A 266-nucleotide genomic window follows, 5' to 3' on the forward strand; every position below is an offset into this window, starting at 1 on the left:
AGTAAAAACCACGCCAATCCGGCTTCTTGCGGTCAGCCAACTGGGACTCCCAAAGCCCGCACCAACGCCGCACAAAATTATCTCCCAACAAAATCATACCCTTATCAGAAAAATCGCCTCTCCCTCGAAAAAATCTCACCGCTGCTTTCCCCCTTCTTTTCCACGCCCGTATCCTTGTTCCCGTTCCGTCGCGGATACACCACAAGGCGTTGTGGCGAGGCGGGGCCGGCGCTGGTGGTGGGGGAAGGACGCAAGAGCCTGCCACC

Annotated in this window: 1 protein-coding gene; it reads left to right on the forward strand. The window is 57.1% G+C overall.

Going from position 1 to position 266, the window contains the following annotated elements; all coding sequences use genetic code 11:
- On the forward strand, nucleotides 1-266 hold a 266-nt coding region (locus J5J09_RS22400; RefSeq protein WP_208554485.1), incomplete at both ends, for a hypothetical protein.

This window comes from Ciceribacter sp. L1K22 (assembly GCF_017599385.1).
In the GTDB taxonomy this organism is placed as follows: Bacteria; Pseudomonadota; Alphaproteobacteria; order Rhizobiales; family Rhizobiaceae; genus Allorhizobium.